Annotated in this window: 18 protein-coding genes; 12 read left to right on the plus strand and 6 right to left on the minus strand. The window is 41.4% G+C overall.

Annotated features, from left to right (window positions below; genetic code table 11):
• The first annotated feature begins 98 nt into the window (after positions 1-98).
• The 7 genes from Q4575_RS10795 (at position 99) to Q4575_RS10825 (ending at position 5,238) form a co-directional block, all read left to right on the plus strand.
• A complete protein-coding gene (locus Q4575_RS10795) occupies positions 99-542 on the plus strand; it encodes a hypothetical protein (RefSeq protein WP_303522961.1) in 444 nt (147 codons plus the stop codon).
• A gap of 23 nt (positions 543-565) precedes the next feature.
• Positions 566-1,126, plus strand: a complete 561-nt coding sequence (locus Q4575_RS10800; RefSeq protein WP_303522962.1) for a hypothetical protein — start codon at positions 566-568, stop codon at positions 1,124-1,126.
• A gap of 124 nt (positions 1,127-1,250) precedes the next feature.
• Entirely contained in the window at positions 1,251-1,658 is a 408-nt protein-coding gene (locus Q4575_RS10805; protein ID WP_215964075.1) for an MAPEG family protein, read from the plus strand.
• A 241-nt stretch (positions 1,659-1,899) separates the two neighbouring features.
• Positions 1,900-2,232, plus strand: coding sequence for a hypothetical protein (locus Q4575_RS10810; RefSeq protein WP_215964076.1), 333 nt, complete (start codon positions 1,900-1,902; stop codon positions 2,230-2,232).
• Positions 2,233-2,352: 120 nt separating this feature from the next.
• Positions 2,353-3,165: a sialate O-acetylesterase gene (locus Q4575_RS10815; RefSeq protein ID WP_303522963.1), complete on the plus strand. Its 813-nt coding sequence runs from the start codon at positions 2,353-2,355 to the stop codon at positions 3,163-3,165.
• A gap of 387 nt (positions 3,166-3,552) precedes the next feature.
• Positions 3,553-4,824 (plus strand): O-acetylhomoserine aminocarboxypropyltransferase/cysteine synthase family protein, encoded by a 1,272-nt coding sequence (locus Q4575_RS10820; RefSeq protein WP_215964078.1) that lies wholly within the window; start codon positions 3,553-3,555, stop codon positions 4,822-4,824.
• Between the two features lie 117 nt (positions 4,825-4,941).
• The gene (locus tag Q4575_RS10825) at positions 4,942-5,238 is read left to right on the plus strand and encodes a hypothetical protein (protein WP_303522964.1); all 297 of its coding nucleotides are present in this window, start codon (positions 4,942-4,944) and stop codon (positions 5,236-5,238) included.
• A gap of 314 nt (positions 5,239-5,552) precedes the next feature.
• On the opposite strand, the gene Q4575_RS10830 is transcribed toward Q4575_RS10825, so the two are convergent.
• The 5 genes from Q4575_RS10830 to Q4575_RS10850 all read right to left on the minus strand — a co-directional run bounded on the left by Q4575_RS10830 (position 5,553) and on the right by Q4575_RS10850 (position 13,425).
• Positions 5,553-8,240 (minus strand): dockerin type I repeat-containing protein, encoded by a 2,688-nt coding sequence (locus Q4575_RS10830; protein ID WP_303522965.1) that lies wholly within the window; start codon positions 8,238-8,240, stop codon positions 5,553-5,555.
• Between the two features lie 40 nt (positions 8,241-8,280).
• Entirely contained in the window at positions 8,281-8,454 is a 174-nt protein-coding gene (locus tag Q4575_RS10835) for a hypothetical protein (RefSeq protein ID WP_215964080.1), read from the minus strand.
• A gap of 354 nt (positions 8,455-8,808) precedes the next feature.
• The gene (locus Q4575_RS10840) at positions 8,809-11,316 is read right to left on the minus strand and encodes an ABC transporter permease (protein WP_303522966.1); all 2,508 of its coding nucleotides are present in this window, start codon (positions 11,314-11,316) and stop codon (positions 8,809-8,811) included.
• A 43-nt stretch (positions 11,317-11,359) separates the two neighbouring features.
• Positions 11,360-12,043: an ABC transporter ATP-binding protein gene (locus tag Q4575_RS10845; protein WP_272182266.1), complete on the minus strand. Its 684-nt coding sequence runs from the start codon at positions 12,041-12,043 to the stop codon at positions 11,360-11,362.
• An 83-nt stretch (positions 12,044-12,126) separates the two neighbouring features.
• The gene (locus Q4575_RS10850) at positions 12,127-13,425 is read right to left on the minus strand and encodes an efflux RND transporter periplasmic adaptor subunit (protein ID WP_303522967.1); all 1,299 of its coding nucleotides are present in this window, start codon (positions 13,423-13,425) and stop codon (positions 12,127-12,129) included.
• Positions 13,426-13,619: 194 nt separating this feature from the next.
• Between Q4575_RS10850 and Q4575_RS10855 the strand changes: the two genes are divergently transcribed.
• Both Q4575_RS10855 and Q4575_RS10860 read left to right on the plus strand, forming a co-directional pair.
• The gene (locus Q4575_RS10855; RefSeq protein ID WP_303522968.1) at positions 13,620-15,143 is read left to right on the plus strand and encodes a sigma-54 dependent transcriptional regulator; all 1,524 of its coding nucleotides are present in this window, start codon (positions 13,620-13,622) and stop codon (positions 15,141-15,143) included.
• The gene (locus Q4575_RS10860; protein WP_303522969.1) at positions 15,103-16,485 is read left to right on the plus strand and encodes a PAS domain-containing sensor histidine kinase; all 1,383 of its coding nucleotides are present in this window, start codon (positions 15,103-15,105) and stop codon (positions 16,483-16,485) included. The genes Q4575_RS10855 and Q4575_RS10860 overlap by 41 nt, the downstream gene beginning before the upstream one ends.
• A gap of 92 nt (positions 16,486-16,577) precedes the next feature.
• On the opposite strand, the gene Q4575_RS10865 is transcribed toward Q4575_RS10860, so the two are convergent.
• A complete protein-coding gene (locus Q4575_RS10865; RefSeq protein WP_303522970.1) occupies positions 16,578-18,278 on the minus strand; it encodes an amidohydrolase in 1,701 nt (566 codons plus the stop codon).
• A 219-nt stretch (positions 18,279-18,497) separates the two neighbouring features.
• On the opposite strand from Q4575_RS10865, the gene nrtS reads away from it, so the two are divergent.
• From nrtS to Q4575_RS10880, 3 genes are all read left to right on the plus strand, one after another.
• Positions 18,498-18,740, plus strand: coding sequence for a nitrate/nitrite transporter NrtS (gene nrtS, locus Q4575_RS10870; protein ID WP_215964085.1), 243 nt, complete (start codon positions 18,498-18,500; stop codon positions 18,738-18,740).
• Between the two features lie 97 nt (positions 18,741-18,837).
• The gene (locus Q4575_RS10875) at positions 18,838-19,605 is read left to right on the plus strand and encodes a sulfite exporter TauE/SafE family protein (protein ID WP_303522971.1); all 768 of its coding nucleotides are present in this window, start codon (positions 18,838-18,840) and stop codon (positions 19,603-19,605) included.
• A gap of 491 nt (positions 19,606-20,096) precedes the next feature.
• Positions 20,097-21,668 carry a sulfatase-like hydrolase/transferase gene (locus tag Q4575_RS10880; protein ID WP_303522972.1) on the plus strand — a complete coding sequence of 524 codons (1,572 nt, stop codon included), beginning with the start codon at positions 20,097-20,099 and terminating at the stop codon, positions 21,666-21,668.
• Positions 21,669-21,672 lie beyond the last annotated feature (4 nt).

Raw genomic sequence — 21,672 nt, forward strand, 5'->3', positions numbered from 1 at the left:
CTTCGGCCTCATTTAATGCAAAAAGAAACGACGCATAAATGCGTCCCAAATTGGTCCGCTTCTTATGCGGGCGTTAGTGCTCAAGGAGAAATATCGCAATGTTCGAAATAATCAGCTTTGTCGTAGGTGTAATTGGCACCGGGATAGCGATATACCAAACTGCAGTAATAAATGAATCGAAAAAGCGAAAGAATGAGCTTCAATATTTACTTGCAGGCATTAATGCGGCCGCAGTTCAAAAGCAGCAGGCTTGGCAAAACCAAATTTCACTTTTACAACCACCTAATTCCCCAGAAGATTGGAAAATTGCTCAACTGTGCGTGAGAGCAAGAGACGATGCAATGGAGCTAGGTAACCTTACAAGTGCATTGGAAGGAACAATTGATCCAGATAACAGTGCAATCGTCACAATGATGGATAAATACAAAAAAATTGTAGCGAAAAATCAAGAAATTAAAGAGGTTTCTGGTGCAGTAGAGCCTCCAGTAAGCACTAACAAGTCAAGTCAGCAGGACGCCAGCAAAGCTGGCGCCTCTGCTTGAGGCGTTAGCACGATGGAGCGAGCATGGAGTTAATTCATAAATATCCAGAAAAGGCTGAATTAATTCAACTTGGTGACCATTGTATTTGGTGTTGGGAATGTTTCAATTTTTCTGCTCAATATTGTAATGAGAAAAAACTAGAAAACTGGCATGAAATTGACAATATGCTTACCATAATTTTGAAAGAGTATTCTTATCTTCAAATTTCAAAACTTCATGATCAAGAGAAAATAGGTGATTTTAATAATCACACTATAAAGTACGTAATTAATAAAATCCCTGATAATAAATTATTAGTTGCAGCATTTGAAAAATTTAGAAAAGATAACTGGCCGTTTATTAAATCTATGAAACATGCAAGAAATAAAACTATTGCGCATAACGAAGTTTCTGATAATCAATTAGACATCAGGTTTGGTACATTTGAATATGGTGAAGATATTAAATATTTTAATGAGTTACATCAACTCATAGATCAAATGTATAAACACGAAGGTTTAAGTTTATTTAGTGAGTGGCCAGAACATACCACTCAAGATATTAAAAGTTTCATAAATATTATTGTTGGTGTTCAATCGTACTAAGTCGTCAAAGCAGTACAAATACCAGTTGGCTCGTGTTCCTTCCTCAACATTCGCTCAACATTCGAGCCAACAATGTTTTGGCCATTATTTGGTCGTTAGAATTTACTAACATTTGGAGATAAGTATGGTAGTTTTGGAAATTACGTCAAAAATAGCAGCGATACTCGCCATACAAATGTTGGTATTAACAATGATGGTGTCTTTGCGTCGAGTTGAGCTAGGGAAGTCCGAAGGAGATATTGCAAAGTATCCTTATCAAGACGGAAATGATGAAACCTTAAAAAGGCGGATACGTGCCTTTGGGAATTTCATTGAATACGTACCAATGTGTCTAATTATGCTAGCTCTTATTGAATTTAACGGGGCTGGTGAAACGTTATTGTGGGGACTGGGCGTTTGTTTTGTATTAGGCCGCATATCTCATTCTATCGGTATGTTGCGTAATCCCCATTTTCCAGTACCTAGAATTATTGGTATGTTTACAACTTATGCAATGTTGGTAGTTCCAGCGATTTGGTTGTTACTCAATTGAGCATACTAATAAATTCATATTGGAGGACATTGCTATTCACTCAATATTAGGATTATGTGTTTTACTCGTTTAGGGTGGTATTTAAAATACGGACAATAAACAAACGGAAAATGAATACTCTGAAGTGAAATCTAATATTTCGATGACTGAAGTACTTAGCTTAGCTTTTGGTTGCTCATTTGACGCTAATTGTGACCAATGTACAGCCTCTTTTAGAGGCTTTTTATTTTAGGAGAATTCATTGGAAAGTTTACTTAGGAATATTCAATATGGGTTGATGGATTACATCGAGGGTGATGATGATCCCGATTACAATGTTGAGGATGTTGATGCGTGTATAAAGTTACTGATAGATTTTCATCATTTGGTTCAGTCTAAGGGCCGTAATCTAGATGAGGCGTTGGTGCTTGTACGTGACCTTGTTTTGGCGTTAAATGACCTGAATTTAAAGTGCGATGAGTGCCTTATTGAAACGGATCAGCGTGAGCAAATTTGTGAGTTTATTTTTAGAGTGTTGGACGATGCTAATATTCTTTTTGACGGCGATGTCACCGAAGAATGGCGAGCGTGGTAATTGCGCTCTAACTCGTTTGAGTCAGGCTTTTACCAAACTGAAAAACAAAACATAGCTTTGTTTTTTTAGCAGGTTTGGCAATAGCTACATTTTTTTTATTCACAATGTTGGGGTACAAATTTGAACAAAATACATTTTTTATTATTTGCGCTGTCACTTTTATCATTACCAAATATGGCGCAGACATATGATATTTTTATTGTTGCGGGCCAGTCTAATGCTCAGGGATGGAAGGGCGATGCGGCGCAATATCCTATCGATGTAGATGGGCTAGATCCTAACATCCCTATGTTTTATACCTTTCCAGAAAAACAAAAAGTTAACTCCAGTAATGGCAAATGGATAACTTTGGGACCGCAAGGCGGACGCTTTGAAAAAGGGCATTTTGGGCCAGAGATTAGCTTTGCCCGCCAATTAAAAACGAAGGGTTATCAACCTGCGATTTTTAAGTTTTCTAAAGGGGCAACGTCGTTGGCCAAAAGCTGGAAGAGGCCGGGTGAAAATGGCCTTACCGATAAGATGATAGCGTCATATCATAAAGCGATGAAAGCGCTAAAGGAAGACGGCCATACTGGAGTCGTGCGCGGTTTTATTTGGATCCAAGGTGAAAGTGACTCTCACGGTAAGTCGGCGGTGGCATACAGAAAAAACCTATCTGCAATCATTAAGTATGTTCGTAATGACTTAACAAACGTGCCAAATCTACCCGTAATATTAGGAATTGATGAACAGCATAAGTTTGTTAAAAAAACGCCCTTAGTACTTGAGAGTCACAAATCATTTGCCGCGAAGGATCCAAACGCAATATTCACATCTATGTTAGGTCTGGAAAAAGCCGATAAAACCCATCTAACGCCAACGGCATTAATTGCTCACGGCGAGCGGTTATCGCAGGCTTATTTAACTCTGGTAGGGGATAAGAGTAAGCAGTAGTCTGGACACTATTGAGTTAAAACAAATTAAAAAAGGTGAAGTTGATTCACCTTTTTTTGTGCCTAATAAAGTGAAATGCAATGGTCAAAAATTAGACATGATTAGGTGATGTTCAGTTATCTAGAAAAACTGGGTAATAAGCCATATTAAAGAACGAATCATTCTAATTGTTGTGTGTGTGATTTGGCTATTTGGATTTACAGTAGGGGACGGGAAGGTGTCTGTTAAGTCTGCTAGAGGAAGCTTATATGCAGTTCACCTTCAATTACATTAATTGGGATAAACTAGATTTAAACTGGCCCAGCACACCGCCAAGAAGTGTGGCTTTGGCACTTGGTATACCAACTAATGTAATACTTATTTTTATCGTCAACAGGGAAAATTTACATGAAACTAGAATCATTAGCTTTACATGAAGGATACACTTCGGAAGACACAACAAAAGCCGCAGCAGTGCCTATTTATCAAACCACATCTTTTACGTTTGATAATACGCAACACGGCGCGGACTTATTCGATCTTAAGGTGCCAGGAAACATCTACACTCGGATCATGAATCCAACCACTGACGTTTTAGAAAAACGTGTTGCAGCGATGGAAGGTGGCATTGGCGCATTATGTGTCGCGTCTGGTATGGCGGCAATTACCTATGCAATACAGTGTATTTGTGAAGTTGGCGATAACATTGTGAGTACCAGCCAATTATATGGTGGTACGTATAACTTTTTTGCGCATACTTTGCCTAAACAAGGTGTTGAAGCTCGAATGGTTTCTTATGACGATTTTGACGGATTTGAGCAAGCCATCGATAAAAATACCAAAGCGGTATTTTGTGAATCTATCGGTAATCCAGCGGGCAATATCGTTGACATCAGTCGTCTTGCAGAAATTGCTCACAAACACGGTGTGCCATTAATTGTTGATAATACGGTAGCAACCCCATACCTATGTCGCCCATTTGAATTAGGAGCGGACATCGTTGTTCATTCATTAACTAAATATATCGGTGGTCATGGTACGTCAATTGGTGGTGTTATTGTTGATTCGGGCAAGTTTGACTGGGCAGCAAACAAAGAGCGTTTCCCTGTATTAAATGAACCAGACCCTTCTTACCACGATGTGGTTTACACAGAAGCATTAGGCGCAGCCGCTTATATCGGACGTTGCCGTGTGGTTCCGCTTCGAAATACCGGCGCGGCTATTTCACCAATGAATGCATTCCAAATATTACAGGGACTTGAAACACTTGGTCTACGAATGGAGCGCCATTGTGAAAACGCAGAAAAACTTGCGGCATATTTGCAGCAGCACAAAAAAGTAAAATGGGTAAACTACGCGGCATTACCAGAAAGTCCTCATTTTGAAAGCTGCAAAAAGATCACAAATTCTAAGGCGTCAGGAATTATTAGTTTTGGTGTTGAAGGTGGCATTGAAGCATGTTCACGCTTTATCGACTCACTAGAGATGATTTTACGTTTAGTTAACATTGGCGACTCTAAGTCTTTAGCGTGTCATCCTGCGTCGACAACTCACAGACAATTAAATGACGAAGAACTTGCTTCTGCTGGCGTAAGCGCTGACTTGATCAGAATTTCAGTGGGTATCGAGCACATTGACGATATCATCGCAGATGTGAGCCAAGCGTTAGATAAAGCATAGGGTTAGATAAAGCATAGCACCTTGCGATCCTACAAAATAAACTGGCTTGAAACGTGTGTTCAAGCCAGTTTTTTTGTATTTGTTGTTAACTAATTAGCCGTTAAGCGAGTTATTTTTATGATCCAAATTATTGCGTTACTTTTTGCCGGCGACAAAGGTATAGAGGGGTTGAGAGAGTTTGAATCGCGCGCGATTGAGATATTACGAGAGCACCAAGGTGAGTTGATTAGTGCGTCGTTTAATGATGTTAAAGGCGCAGATGAACCCGACGAAATACATGTTATTCAATTTCCCAGTCCAGACCATTTTAACGCTTACAAAAATGACAAACGCCTAATCGAATTAGCGTCGTTAAAAAATGCAATGGTAAACAAGATGCAGGTTTATATAACGAATCGGTTCTATCAGTATTAATACGTTAAAGTAAGAATGCCGCCATCATTAACTATTTTTGATATCCGTTCAGCTGAACGTTTTAGCGACAGGCCCTTTTAACCAAGGAGTTGTGACGTTTTTTAAGTTAAGTCTCTTTTAGCGGAATAGGAGGGGGTTTTAGAGCCAAGTATATCGAACAGTTTTTAGAGTATTCATGCAAAATGGGCAAAATGGGCAAAATGGGCAGAACAGGTTAGATTGAAGTTAACCTAACGCTATACTGCCCTCAATGGGTGTGAGAATGATTAAACCTCTATTTTATGTCGCTAACATAAAGACAGAGATTTAGAGTTTTATTGTTGACGATAAATACTATAAAGCTGGCTATAGTCGAGGCGCGAAATTATGCCGTCACCATCTAAATCAGCGGCGACTAAATAGCCTTCATCGGTACTCTTTAATCCATAAACTGCAATGAAAGCGGCAATATCTGCGGAGTTTATGTCTCCATCGTTATTTATATCCCCAACTAAAGGCTCTGGCGTTTCAATTGCAATGGCAATTTCTACAGTGTTACTGCAACCGTCATTTTTAGTATAAGTACCGTAGTAAGTACCTGCTTGGGATTGATCAAGTATATCGAGGTGTATTTGGCGTATGTCGCTAGAATAACCGTCCGGTCCTGTCCAGGCCCAAGTACCGCCCCAATTAGGCTGTGGCCCTATGTCTATTGAATCACCGATAGCTAACGTTGCGGCAGATTTACTCGACCAAGAACCTGTGTTAACTCGCAAGTAAGGCGTCACTTTAGGTGGTGTACAAACATTAGTTGGGATGTAATTGGCTTCAAAAGTTGTACTGTTAACGCACCCTTGAGGGGTTGTAAACGTCACTTCATATTGACCACCTTGTTCTTCACCAACATCAACAAATGACAGTTGTCTAACTTCCATCGCTTTAAAATCGTTTGGTCCTGTCCACTGCCATCTTCCGGTGTTCGGGGAATTGGGGCCAATTTTAAATGAATCACCGTCTTTTATGTCTAAGCTTGTTGATCGCGACCATGCACCGTTTAGTTGTACCCATGGAATAATCGTAGGTTCAACGCTGCAGTTGACGATAACGTGATAATCTAGGTTAGTGCTACAGCCTTGAGGGCTTGTGTACGTTGCAACATAAGTACCCGCCATATCTGGTTTCACGTTTGTTAGCTCTGGCTGTCTTCCCGAATGACTAAAATTATTCGGACCTGACCAATGCCAGTCACCTTGAATTTGTGATTGTGGCCCAAATTTTATTGAGTCACCTGCCTCCAAAGTTGCAGTGTTTTGATCACCTACCCAGTTACTGTCATTAATTTGATAATAAGGTGTGGTAACAGGATCCGCATCACAATCAACCTTTAAAGTCGTGATAATGTCACTTGTAAAGCCACTGTAACTTGAATAAGTCGCTAGGTATTCACCAGCCATTGCTGGCGTAATATTTTCGAGTCGAACTTTTCGTTGGTCAGTGCTAAAGTTCGCAGGACCTTGCCAAGTCCACGTATTTGCAATTCGAGACTGTGGCCCAAAATCAACCGTATCGCCCTCTGTAACAGTGACATCGTCAGTTTGTACCCAGTTGCCGTCATTAACTCTAACATAAGGGGTAAGTGTATATTGAGGTTTGAGAATAAATACACTGATACTATTGGCCTTGGCGTTAGCGGTAAAATGGTCATGGGCATCAAGGTTGATTCTCGTCTCTACACCTTCGATTTCTGTTGTTTCGCTCCAATAGGTTTGTCTTACGTCCATGCCATTTTTTAGGCCAAACTCACTTATATTAAAGTCTACACTGTTGTAATCGTTGTTGGATTGGTTGATTACCCAAAGGGCCATCTCATCACCTTTTCGGAAAGCCATGGTGCTGACATCTTCAAGGTCGGTCGTTGATGAATTGACATAAACACTGTCGACTGCGGCAGTCGCAAATTTTTTCATGATGTAATACGAACGCATCCGTCGACCATCTGAACCATTGTTAAAAAATATTGGCTTTGCAAAAAACTTATTTTCTTGAATTTCATTATAGCCTCGTGGCCAAAGTTCAAAAATAGCTTCACCTTTAATGCCACCCGCGTACATGCGTGTTTTTTCAAAGTAGGCATTCAACGCATTTTTAAAATCGGATTCATATAATGCTTGTCCACCGCCACCGTGACCGGATTCTTCGTTAAATGCGGGTTTTCCTACACCGTTCGCTTTAGTCGCAAAATCTTCCCAGGTCAGTGTTTCGTTAGACCAATAGTCGTGAGAACTAAAGCCATGTACGTCATCAATAAGGTTATTGTTTTCATAGCCATTTATTAAACGATTTGCGCTTGTGAGTGACCAAGTACCGGCGTCAATAATCAGTGGCATGTTAACATTACGGGCGGCCAATTCAGATTTAAGCGTGGCAATTATAGTTTTTGCACGCCATGGTGTAATAACACCAATGTATTCTTTTGAAGTCGCGATATAGGTTAATGGAAATCCCGACTGTTCCATAAACTCAACGTAATCAGCGAGAAAAATACCGTACTTTTGGGCATTGAATGTTTTGGTTCCAACCACTGCGCCATTTTCGTAGGAATAGTCATAAATCCAAGTTGGAAGGTTATTTCGATTTCCTTGGCTGTAACCGTGGTAGTCAGACTCAAGAGTCGCGAAAAATTTCATATTGGGATTTACATTTTTGATCAATTGCATTGCTGCTAATTCATCATCGTAATAGGCCCAATTTTTTGTGCCTTCAACGATTTCTTGGTTTTTATTATATGCGATTCGCCAAGTATCGAAGGGGATGTCTTTAACCAACCAATCAATAATTTCTTCTTTATTAGCGGCGTTTTGGAGGTTTGAGCCGCTACGCTCCATATCTCCCCCCATCATAGTGATGGTTTGTTTGACGTCGCTAGCGTCAACCGATATAGACTGTGCTCGCGCATGGTTGGTCGCAAATACGAGTAAACATATTGTTGCTAGACCTATCAAATTATTTTGAAAATTGCCCATCGTAATTCCTATTTATTATTGTTATTAAAATTGCTTTCAACTAGTTTTTGTATTGCTGCACCTGCTCATAACCCATTGCAATAACAAAAAATACACTAGCCCCTGTTTCTATTTTGCTGCCATTAACAACTAGGTGCTGCGATAGAGGTGTAGCCATTAGTGATAATTGGTCATTTACCAAATTCAATATGGCTGTTGTTACTAATGACAACATTGATGTAACAGTTTGAGCATCGAAAACCGTAATAATGAACACTGATATTTATAAAAGGAGCGTTGCAAATTAGGCGTGATTGAGTTGTTGATTAATTAAACAATTTACTAGGGGCGTATTTTTGTTTTCGATATCGACCTTAGGAGTTGGCCAGTTCAATTAACTGCTCATTTTGCGATTTGTGGTTTGTATCTTGTAATTAGTAATTAGTAATTTGTAACTTGTAACTTATGAGAGTCAGGGGTTATAACGTGCTCACTAGCACGGTGTGGTAAACATCTCAAAAATTAACAACTTAATGGGCCTCACTTTAGACCCATCAAGTTGTCTTAACTGCCGTTTGATTTACGCCAATTAGTCCTGACGCAACGCATTAATCGGGTTTGCGCGGGCGACACTGGCCGCATTTGTTCCCACGGTAGCCCAGGCAATCAGTAACAGTAAGGTCCCGACCGCTAAACATATAGGGATTAACCAAAGTGGATTGATGCGGTAGGAAAAGTTTTCGAGCCAACCGATCATCGCAAATGACGCAATAGGCCACGCGACTAAGTTGGCAATTAAAACGGGTTTTGAAAACTGCCAAATTAACAGCCCGACGATATCTCGAACCCGTGCGCCCATTACTTTTCGAATGCCAATTTCTTTTGTCCGACGTTCCGTGGTAAATGCCGCTAAGCCGTATAATCCCAAACAGGCGATGAGGATGGCGAGGATAGAGAACGCTGAGAATAAGCGGGTTTGAATGCGTTCATCGTTATATTGTGCTGCCATCATACTGTCTAAAAACTGTAGGTTAATTGGCTGCATAGGCACATGTTTTTTCCAAACTTGTTCTATTTGAGTTCGCAGTTGCGCCGGGTTGTTGGTGTTAAACGAAATGCTTGCGACGTTTAATCGTTGAGGATTTAACATGTAAATCGTCGGCCGCACCCCAAATTTAATTGAACGGAAATAGATATCAGGGATCACACCGACAATCTTAAAGTGTTGCTGGCCGCGGATATTTGCCGCAACGGTTCGGCCAATGGCTTCAAGAGCAGAGTTAAATCCAAGCTTAGCTAATGCCGATTGATTTAGAACGGCACTGGCAGCGCCGGCATGTTGTCCCGTCTCGACGCTGGTGACCTCATCAGAACCAAATTTTTGGTCAAATAAACGACCGGCAATCGGTGCAACGTCATATGCTTCAAAAAAGCCGTAGTCCATATTATGCAAGTTTAAAAGTTGGCCTTGATTGCTCATTTGATTCGTTGATGCGTCGTCAGATTGACTGCTGCCAAGTAAGGTAAAAAACGAGTTGTTTTCGTTGTCTTGAGTGGGTGCTTCTGATGAAAATACCACTGACTTTATCTCAGGAAGATTCAACAATTCTTGGCGTAAACTTTCGCGTTTATCCCGAGCTCTATTAATCGCTAAAACCATTTTGTTGTCGCTGTTGTAACCTACATCGACAGACTGAGCGAAGTGTGTTTGGGCGTAGATCACAACCGTACAAATCACTAAAGAGATAGATGCGGTAAATTGGAAAACAACCAAAAATGTTCTAAATCCTGAAGTACGTCCAGACTCCGTACTCTTATTGGATTTTAGAATATGACCGGGTAAAAACCGGGATAGGTAAACAGCTGGGTAGATGCCAGCACCAAGCCCGACAACTAGGCCGATGACAATAATGGCAATGAGTAATGTCGGGTCACTAAACAACGCAAGTTCAAGTTCACTGTCTAATGCCTGGTTGTATATTGGTAGAACAAGCTCGACTAAAACGAGAGCCACCAATAATGAAATAAAGACTAATGCTATTGCTTCGCCAAGAAACTGGATTGTGACCTGTTGACGGCTGGCACCGAGCACTTTTCGCATTGCCACTTCACGGGCTCGTTGGCTAGCGCGGGCGGTGGCTAAATTCATAAAGTTAATGCAGGCAATTAACAGGATTAAGCCCGCGATTACTGAAAAGGCATTAATCATAGATGCGTCACCTAAAGGGGATAAGTCGCCTAAGTTACCCGCGTCTTTTTTGGCATGTAAATGCAAATCTTCCAGTGGCATGAGCTTATGTTTCATATTGTGGGAAACTTTTCGGCCCGGCTCTAACCCTTCAGACAACGGACTTTCATTGTCGACCCAATACGTTAACCGCTGCTGAAACTCGTCAATTGAAACGCCTTCTCGCATTTTAAAATAGGTGTACACGTTAACGCTGGTCCATGAACTTAAGCCGGGGTTGTTTTCAATAATGGACGGCAAAACAAAGATCACTAAGTCGAGATTGAGATGTGTGGCCTTTGGCAAGTCTTTGATCACACCTGTAACGGTGAGCTCTGACGGCTCTGGTCCAGCACAACAAACCGTGAGTGTTTGACCAACAACGTCAGTTTTACCAAAGTACTTAATTGCCATTTCTTCGGTGATCACTAAATCGAGCGGTTTTTTAAAGGACGTTTCTTTTGAGCCATAAACAAATGGCAAATCGAACACATTAAAAAATGCCGGGTCAACAAATGTGATTCGTTCCGCGGTTACATCCTGTTGTTGAATAACCGACGCGCCGAATTGGATCAGTCGCACACCTTGTTCTACTTCATTAGTGGCATAGTCTCGAACGGCTTCCATCATATTGCCCGCGGAGCGTACAGTTAGAAATGGCTGTGAACCTGGGTTGATATACGCAGAATGCATTCGCACCACACGTTCTGAGTTTGGCAACCATTTGTCGTAGCCGGTTTCTTCTCTGACAAATAAAGTGATCAAAATACAGCTCATTAGGCCAAGTGCTAGCCCAAGAATATTGATTGCTGAAAACATGCCGTTTTTTATAATATTGCGCCAAGCGGTCAGTAAATAATTTTTTAACATCATTCATTCCTTCTAAATTTTTGGAATTAATACCCTGTTGGCATTAACTGGCTTGTCGAATACTTTGAGTGACTACGTGGCCGTCAAATAAATTGATGGTTCGGTGTGCGTAGTCGGCGTGAGAAGGACTATGGGTGACCATTACTATGGTTGTGCCTTCTTCATTAAGTGCCTGCAGCATTTCCATGACTTCTTGGCCATGGGCGCTGTCCAAATTACCGGTTGGCTCATCGGCAAGGATCATGGATTGGTTGCCGACCACCGCACGGGCGACTGCCACACGTTGCTGTTGACCACCTGACAGTTGGCTCGGCATATGTTGTGCGCGGTGTGCAATGCCCACCTTGTCCATAACTTTGGCGACTTTTTGTTTGCGCTCGTCCGCGGGAATATTGTGATATAAAAGTGCCAGTTCGATGTTTTCTTCAACGGTGAGTTCGTCAATTAGATTAAAGCTTTGGAAGATAAAACCGATGTGGTGTTTGCGGATCTGAGACAGTTGCGCTTCGGAATAACCCGACACGTCTTCATCGTTAAAAATGTACTGGCCGTCACTGGCTTTATCTAACATGCCGATAATGCTCAATAGAGTCGACTTGCCACAGCCCGATGGCCCCATAATCGCGACAAACTCGCCTTTTTCTATATCAATGTTAACTTGATCTAATGCGACCGTTTCGACCTCGTTAGATTGGTAAATTCGAGATAAGTTTTTAAGTTGTAACATGACATTATTCCTTTTGTTTATTTGGTTTGGCTTGCGGGTTTTATCCCCCAACCACTTCAATTTGTTTGTTGTCAGACGGTAAATTAGTTGAGCTTGAGACGCTGCATGTCTTGGTAGCTAGTGTATGGGCTTGTAACCACACGTTCGCCCACTTCAAGTCCGTCTAACACTTCGATAAAGCGACTATTACGGCGTCCAAGTCGTACCGGACGTCGCACTGCTTCATTGCTATCTGCCGTGACTACAAATATCCAATTGCCGCCGGTGTCTTGATAAAAAGCCCCATTAGGAATTAGCAGTGCTTCACTTGAATCCCCAAGGGTTAACTTGGTTTGCACTGTCTGTCCGCGACGAATACCATCGGGTTGTTGGTCGACAAACTGTAAATCAACTTCAAACTGACCATTGGTAACCTGCGGGTAAATTTTTGACACGGTGAGTTGGTAATTTTCAAACGTGGCGTGTTGATTAATGTCGACACGGCTAAGGTAAAACTCGTCAATTAGCGCCGTGAGCTTAAAGTCATCCGGCGTATCGATTTGGCCTAATCGTTCGCCTTTATCAATGCTTTGACCAACTTCAAAATCAAAGCCAGACAACTTGCCATTAACGGGCGCTCTGACATTCATATTGGCTAGGTTCTGACGGGAAATAGCTAAATTGCTTTCAAGTCGCATAGCGGTGTCTTTTAAGAACACCAACTGGCTTTCCTGTAGTTTTTTATCAGACGCTTGACTCTCCAACGTTAGTGCAAGTCGCGCTTTATACCACTCTAACGTATCTGCGGTGTCGGCGTAGGTCGATTTACTCACCGCACCTGTTTTCATCAGTTCATCTTCACGGCTTACTTGACGTGTAAGTAGTTTAATCTGGTAATTAATATCCACTAAGTTGCGTTTATGTTGTAACCGATTTTGTTCTAAACTCAACTCTATTGAACGCATGTTATTAAGCTGCTCCGCTACTCTGGCTTCGTTCCCTAATACACTGAGTTGTAACGAGGCATTGGATAACTCAACAATCAAGTCTCCAGCGTTTAAGGTAACCCCATCCTCGACCAAAATACGCTCTACACGGCCACCTTCAATGGCATCCAAATACACTGTTTTAGCTGGAATAACACGGGCTCTGATTGGAATGAAGTCTTCAAAAATACCTGAAGTTACAGCAGAAATAGCGATCCGTTGGCTGTCGACTTTCATTGCTTTACCGGAATTTGACGTTGACTGAAAGTAGGCAATTAAAGCGATGAACACAACTATGATACTTGCCCATTTTACTTTCTTAAGTGACGTAGATGGCTTTACTATTTTACGGTCCATTCCCGCACCTGATATTTTATCACTGGCTTTTTGCGCTGAAGGCGCTGATTGCATTGTCATATTGGGTATTCACTTAACCAAATTTGAATTCTATTAGTGGGTTACACTTCAAGTATCGTTCCAGTTTGTAACGTGTTGAAAATAATGAATTATTTGTGTTTTATAGATTTGTTCTTTTAATAAACTGTACGTTTCCGAACAGCAAGTGTACGATATCGAACATTATTAATTGATTAAACGAGTGCGTTAACCGGATGGCAGACAAGAGCCAAATTCTTATTATCGATGACGATGAAGACATTCTCGTTGCTGCAAAGCTGCTATTACGTCGACATCGTTTTGAGGTCATAACCTGTCATGAACCTGAGCAGATCCCAGAGCTGTTAAAACAAAATGAATTTCAGGTGGTAATGCTTGATATGAATTTTGGACCGGGGGAAAGTTCTGGCCAAGAGGGATTAAAATGGTTGGCGACAATACGACAATTAGTCCCGGACTGTGTCGTTGTTATGATCACTGCACATGGGGGGCTTAATTTAGCCATCGAAGCGATGAAGCTAGGCGCGACAGACTTTGTGATCAAACCTTGGCAGAACGAAAAGCTGGTGGCGACCATTTCCAGCGCTGCAAACTTAGGTGAAGTACGAAGTGAAGCCAAACAACTACAGACTACTAATCAACTTTTAATCAAAGTCGCCAATCAAACCGAGCGACCACAAATATTGGGCAATTCAGCCGCGATGAAATCGGTCATGTCTATAGTTGCCCGCAGTGCGCCGACCGATGCCAATGTTCTCATTTTAGGTGAAAACGGCACAGGCAAGCAGTTAGTTGCCCGTGAATTACATTTACAAAGCGGCCGTAAAAATCGAATTTTTATGACCGTTGACCTCGGAGCGGTTTCCGAAAGCTTATTTGAAAGCGAGCTATTTGGTCATAAAAAAGGTGCATTTACCGGAGCAAATGAAGACCGCATTGGCAAACTTGAAGCAGCTGAAGGCGGAACGCTATTTTTGGACGAACTTGGCAATTTACCTCTGCATTTACAGGCAAAACTATTAACTGTGTTAGAGCAACGTCAAATAACCCCGCTTGGCGCCAATAAGCCTAAAGCGTTTGACGTTAGAGTCATATGTGCCACCAATGCCAGTAAACAAACCCTACTTGATGACACGCAATTTCGACAAGATTTGCTGTTTCGGTTAAATACCGTTGAGATCACTCTGCCAGCCCTTAGAGAAAGGCCAGAAGATATTAAGCCTATCGCAGAATATTACGCGGCGTTTTATTGTAAAAAATATGGCAAGCCATTATTACCAATAACCGCCGACGTCCTTCGTGTTTTAACGGCTTATCCTTGGCCGGGTAATATCCGAGCGTTAAGACATGCTGTGGAACGAGCGGTGATATTAAGTGAATCTGCGCACCTCACGGTTGCAGATTTTCAGTTGCAATCATTACCTCAAACGCCAACTGGCTCCCCAACGATAAATACTGATATTGAAGGGCTGGTACATGGGAATGAAAACAACAACAAGTTGAGCGCAAGCCATAACTCTGTGTCTGGTGCTGAACGCGGACCAGACTTTGACGCCGTTTCAGCTAAAAATGTTGAGGATGAAATTGCCAATGGCAACAACCTTAATCTTGAGCAAATAGAAAAGCGCACAATTACTCAGGCGCTGCGTACCTATCGCTATAACATCAGTCATACAGCCAAAGCATTAGGATTAACCCGTGCCGCGCTCTATCGGAGAATGGAAAAACATGGGCTTTAAACGATTTTCAATCCTAATTGGACTGCGTACAGCGTTGATCATGCTCAATTTATTGGCGATGACGTATCTTATTTATCAACCGGGATACCATGCTGCGACAGTTATGGCCACGCTGATCCTTGTTTTGCAGTGTTATAGCATTGTTAAATTTACAACTCGCACCAACGCGGAGCTAGTTCGGTTTTTAGATGCGGCAAAACACGCCGATTATTCACAGCGTTTTGATCTGTCGGCGTTAGGAGCAGGCTTTGCCGAACTGGGAGCCGCATTCGCCGACATTTTGCAAAAATTTCAAGCGGGTCGTCAGCAGCAAGAAGAAAAACTTCGACACTTAAAAGCCGTAATCGAACATGTGCCTGTGCCATTGATAAGCATTAAACAAAATGGGCAGCTAACGATTTGGAATAATGCCGCGAGACGGCTATTTGGTAAGGCGCGGATTGTTCGTATTGAAGATTTAGACCAGTTTGGGCCTGAATTTGTATTTAACTTAACGAGCATGAAAGCTGGAGAACGCCGCTTAGTCACTTTTCAGGCCGATAATATGACTCAGCAATTGAGTGTGTCTATGACCGAGGTGATTGTCGCGCAGGGACAGGAACGATTGTTGAGTTTGCAAGACATTCAAAACGAACTGGACGCCAGTCAACTGCAAGCGTGGCAAGATCTTGTGAAAGTGTTGACCCACGAAATAATGAACAGTATTACGCCTGTTGCATCTCTTGCAAAAACGGCCGTGGACTTAGTGTCCGACACAAAACAACAGGTTGGCGACCAACCAGAGATCCAATCTCACCTTGATGATATCTCAAGTGCCGTAACCACTGTAGCCCGTCGAAGTGAAGGTTTAATGAAATTTGTTGGCAGTTATCGCAAATTAACCCGCTTGCCGCCGCCGGTTAAAACGCCAATAACGATTAATGAATTGTTTTCGCAGGTTATTGAAATCGCTAGGCAAGAACAGGCTCATTGCCACTTTGAATTTATAATAGCAGTGGTGCCAGCGGCGTTAAAAGTAGAAGCCGACCGTGCCATGTTGGAACAAGTTTTAATTAACCTTGTTAAAAATGCCCAACAAGCGACACAACATGTTGAACATCCGCAGATTAACTTAAGTGCTGGTTTAAATCGTCGTGGTCACGTGGTTATCGATATTTCAGATAATGGCTTTGGAATAGACGATGAAATGAAAGCCAAAATATTCATTCCTTTTTACACCACAAAAAAAGAAGGATCTGGGGTAGGTTTAGCCTTAACACGACAAGTAATGAACGCCCATGGCGGTACCGTAAAAGCATCAACAAGCGACGCTGGTGGCGCTTGTTTTAGTTTAATATTTTAATACTTTTAAATTAAAAATATCATCCAAGCAAAAAGGACGCTAAGCGTCCTTTTTAATCGTGTTTAAGTCATCGCTGGCCTACTTGAGCCGGGTTACTCACCCTTGGCAGAAAACGCTTTTTTGCCTGCTATCCAGGTTTCCAATACCTTTGTTTTCCATATGTTTTTGGCATCGATTTCAAAAATGTCTTGGTCAATTAAAATAAAATCTGCCCACTTTCCTTGTTCTAACCCGCCCAATATTTTATCTTGATGTGCACCAAATGCCGCGTCTATGGTAAAGGCTTTTAATGCCTGAGCAACGGTTAACGATTGTTCTTTAATCCAACCACCGTGCGGTTGGTCTTCTCTGTCTTGACGAGTAATAGCAGCGTGCAAACCAAAAAATGGATTTGCCAATTCAACCGGAAAATCTGAGCCAGCAACTACAACACTGCCTTGTTTTAAAAATGACTGCCAAGCATAAGCACCTTTTAAACGTTCCTCTCCAATTCTGTCTTTTGCCATGTTTTTGTCTGACGTAGCATGAGTAGGCTGCATTGAAGGTAAAATATCTAATTGTTTAAACCTTGGAATATCTTCTAAATTGACCACTTGTGCGTGTTCAATTCGATTTCGAAACGTTCTCGCTTCGGGCTTGGATTTATATGCAGTTTCAAACTCATCTAGTGCTATCCGGTTCGCTCTATCGCCAATGGCGTGGATATTGATTTGAAAATCGTAGTTAAAAATGGTGCTAAAAAGTACGTTTAATCTCGCCTGACTCGTCACCAATAACCCGGTATTTTTTGCGTCGTCATGATAAGGCGCTAACATTGCGGCTCCTCTGCTACCTAAGGCGCCGTCACCGTATATTTTTACACTGCGGATAGATAACATGTCTTTTGGATCATTCACAAAGCCGTGTTTTAACATGTCTTCTAGTTTGCTGTCGGTTGCGGCTAACATTGCGTATACACGCACTTTAAAGTTGTCGTCCGCGACTTGGTCTTTTAAAAAATGGTAACTGTCGTGGTCAATGCCGGCGTCGTGCACACTGGTAATACCGAGTTCTAAGAGGTGTTGATTAACTTTGTTAAATGCGGTCATCAACATAGTGTCGTCTTGATTAGGAATTTTCTCCGTGATTAAATTCTCGGCGTTATCAATTAAAACGCCCGTGGGTTCGCCGTCATGGTCTTTAACAATTTCCCCACCATCTGGCGATATGGTATTGCGTGTTATGCCTGCAAGTTGCATTGCTTTGGTGTTTAACCAAACAGCATGGCCATCAACCCGACTTAAGACAATAGGGCGGTCGGCTTCATATTCATCTAAGTCTTTTGCCGTTGGAAATTCTTTTGAAGGCCACAATACTTGATTCCAACCTCTGCCTAAAATCCAGTTTAATTTGGGGTTTTGTTTGGCATATTGAGCTACTTTTAATGCGGTTTTTTGTTTAGATTTAATCCCGCGAACATCAACCTGCATTAAATTGTAACCAAGACCTAAAAAATGCGCATGACCGTCAATTAATCCCGGTAGCATGGTTTGTCCCTTGCCATCAATAAACACCGCATTTGGATACGATTTAAATAGCTCTGCGTTTTTCTTTTTATCCTTTTCACCAAACGTTTCAACAACTTTGCCATCTTCAAATACGATGGCCGAAAACTTGGTTAGCTGACCATTGTTTAAAAAGGTATAGCCTTGGATGTTATGAATTAATGTACTTTGTGCCAGTACGCTAAACGATAATGCGCTTAGGCAATACAAAACCGTTTTGTAAATTACGTTGGTGAATTTTAAAGTCATATTCAAATCTACTCGCTTTGATGAATAAACCAACGTTAATCAATTGATATTGATAACACAATGTTTGGTAATAAAAGGGCACTAATTAATCTCAAAAGAAATTAGTTAGGTTGTAAAGGCTGAAGAATTAAAATGGTTAAATTTCTTCAATGATTATCACCACTATTCATTTATACTGTTAGATATCATATGACTTAGCACTAATAAGGAACACAAGACGTGTCCAATGTACCTAGTAGTTTTATTTCGTTAGCGCTCTCAAAAAAAGTGGCATATTCTGCGCTAAAAGTCTCAATTTTAGTGGGTACGCTACTCGCACTGATCAATCATGGCGGTGCTTTGCTTGAAATGAATATGTCAGCTGATCGCATTATTCAAATTTTACTGACATATTTAGTTCCATATTGTGTGTCGACCTTTTCTGCAGTAAAGGCAATTCAACAATATGAAAAAACACATTAATTAAAACCATTTTAACGTAAATTTAAAAAAGTATTAAAATCCCACAATACAGTAGATCAAGATACAGTGGCCCAAGAAACAGCGGAGTAAGACGATAATGATGGATTTTATTTTGCTTTTTATTGCAGGTTTAGTGGGAGGGATCCTAAACTCGATTGCCGGTGGGGGCAGTTTTATAACGTTCCCAGCCTTAGTGTTTGTTGGTGTAACGCCACTAATTGCCAATGCGACCAATACATTTTCTTCCTGCGCAGGTTACTTAAGTGGCGCTTATGCATTTAGAAATGAATTAACAAACCACAAGAAAGAAGTCCTATTTACCGTCTTATCCAGCGTTGTTGGTGGCGGGGTTGGGGCGTATTTATTACTGCAAACCTCAGAATCAACTTTTCAGACCGCCATTCCTTGGTTGCTGCTTTTTGCCACCTTATTGTTTATCTTTGGCGGTAAAGCCAATCTTTTTTTAAAGTCTTTTTCTAACCATAATAAATATGCGTCTCACTTCAGAATGGTCTTTTTGGCAATGGTGTTATTAGGTGTATGTATTTATGGCGGTTTTTTTAATGCGGGCTTAGGCATTGTTGTTTTAAGTTACTTAACGTTGGCAGGGCACTCAAACATCAATGTAATGAATGGTATTAAGTTAATCGTGTCTTCTTCGGTTTCTCTTGCGGCGATACTCTTATTTATATTAAACGACTCCATCGCTTGGATCGAAGGGAGTGCAGTATTAGTCGGCACTTTAATTGGTGGTTATTTCTCCGCAGCGGTTTCGATGAAAGTGCCACAACAATATGTAAGGTGGTTTGTGATATTGATGAGCTGCATCATTACCATTTATTTTTTCATCGTGACCTATGGCTGATTGTTCCATAATAAGTGGCCCCGTATTTTTATTAGTCAGTCGTGAAGTTTTGGTTTTAAACTCCGGTTATTATTAAAGTTTTACTATGCACGTTTCATTTAAACCATAACTTTTATTTGTTCTGTCGGCTAGTTGGACAAACTAAATAACGCCTAATTCCTTTTCTTTCGAGCTCCTATCGCCTTGTCGTACTATTTCCGCAGTTGTTATTTCTATGCATTTGATATTTGTATTTTGACGTTTTTATGACTTGTAATTTAAACATGATATGTTTAAATAGGTATTACGATTTTTATCGAAGGTTCGGAACAACAATTAGCCGCGATGATTGAACAGGATGAACGTTACGGCAGGACGAGATAATCACGTGTCGTATTGATCCGATTTGTTCGCAGAGGTTAAGTCGACAGGTGGCCGACCGGGACGCGTGTCTATTCATCGATAATATTTAAAATAAAAATAAACTAATTTGGCGATTAGGGATAAAGATTATGTTTACTAAAATTAAAAGCGTTGCGTATTCAGCATGCTTTCTATTAACCACAACGGCGTTGGTTTCATGTTCGTTAACGTCCGCTGAAACGGTTGCTACCGGCACGAGTGTCAAGCAGGAAGATAGCAGCACTGCAACAAAGAAAAAACCAAATGTATTGGTTTTGATGTTTGATGATATGCGGTTCGATACGTTTTCGTATCGAGGTGGTCCGGTGCATACGCCTAATATCGACAACTTGGCGTCTGAGTCAACTCGTTTTGATAATGCGATGACAACAACTGGATTATGTTCTCCCTCACGTGCAGCGTTTTATACAGGCCGCTGGGGACATAAAAATGGCTTGGATGACAACGTTGAGTTGTATCATTCTCGTAAAGCTGAATTAGATCCGTCTGAAGGGGGCTTAATCAAAAGAGCGTCCGATGCGGGTTATTTAGTTGGTCATGTTGGCAAATGGCATTTAGGGGCGCGCGGTACGGAAATGCGCGGTGCTGAAATAGATTTAGGTCACGGTCATGAACCAAGAGAACGTTTTAGTCGTCCGTATACGCCCTACTCAAAGGTGACTCAAGTAGAAGGTTATTACAAAGGCAAACTAGATAAAAACGGCGAAAAGCACGAATACTGGAAAACCTTAGATGGGACTTTTGAAGACACCGAAGCTTATAAAAAAGTGGTGCATGGTAAAAAGATGCTTAAGCAGATGGCATCCGACGACCGCCCATTTTTTGGCATCGTGAGCTTTAATCAACCGCATCCGGCTTATCGAGTACCAGAGCCGTTTGCGAGTATGTATGACCCTAAAAAGGTGGCTGTGCCAGGCAATCATTTAGCTAAACGCATCAACAAACCACTGGCACAGGGGGGCATTTGGTGGCCTTGGCATGATGTTGGTCATATGTCTGATGAAGACTGGCGTAAATCACGCGCATTTTATTACGGTGCGATTGCGATGGTTGACCAAATTGTTGGTGAGTTATTGCAAGCGGCGAAAGACGAAGGTATTTACGACGACTTACACATAGTTTTGCTCGGCGATCAAGGCAGTATGTTAGGCGAACATACTTTATATGACAAAGGACCGTATGCCTATGATGAGTTAATGCGTATGCCGCTGCTGATTAAAAATCCAAACATTGCACCACGAATTGTTCATCGCCAAGTCTCTTTGTTAGATGTTACGCCAACCTTATCCGAGTGGATGACGTTAGAGTCTGACGGTGATGTGGACGGACATACCTTGACGCCATTGATGCTTGAAGGTGATAAAGCGGAAGCTGGTCAACCTGACACAGCACTGTATGCCTATGAATGGTACAACGGTTCATGGTTTGGTATTCGTGCAATACGTACGCCTGAGTTTAAATTTGTTTGGAACCCAGGTGATAACATTGACGAGCTTTATGACTTAAAAAATGATCCGCTAGAGATGAACAATCTTATCAAAAACAAAAAATACGTTAAACAACGCGCGGCTATGGTGATGTTGTTAAAACAAGAACTTAAACGAGTCGACGATCCTGCATTAACTATGTTGGAACACCACGGCAAAGCGTATTTAAATTAATTCT

It is taken from the genome of Psychrosphaera sp. 1_MG-2023 (assembly GCF_030548245.1).
In the GTDB taxonomy this organism is placed as follows: domain Bacteria; phylum Pseudomonadota; class Gammaproteobacteria; order Enterobacterales; family Alteromonadaceae; genus Psychrosphaera; species Psychrosphaera algicola.